General features: G+C 52.3%; 1 protein-coding gene. It reads left to right on the top strand.

Going from position 1 to position 262, the window contains the following annotated elements; all coding sequences use genetic code 11:
• Nucleotides 1–262 (top strand): hypothetical protein (locus ACZ3HH_RS30450; RefSeq protein ID WP_465810354.1); only part of this gene is annotated, 262 nt, incomplete at both ends.

Here is a 262-nt window from a genome sequence, read left to right as displayed (position 1 = left end):
GAGCTCGTGCCCGAGGACGAGTTCCATCGCGCCGCGCCAGCTGACATCCGCGATAAGACGCTTGCCGCTGACACCGCCCATGATCTCATGCTCAAGCGCCTCAACTTTGAGCTCGTCCAGCGTAAAGAGCTATGTGAGCGACATGAGAAATTGGAACAACAGAAGAACAGTTTGCTGGGGACAATTGCAAATCAGAAGAAGTTCCTTTCAAGCCTCCCATCGCATTTGAAATCACTGAAGAAAGCATCATTGCCAGTGCAGC

The organism is Pseudomonas sp. PME37.24/025 (assembly GCF_055556615.1).
Note: the sequence above shows the minus strand (reverse complement) of the source record. Positions and strands in the feature narration are given on the sequence as shown.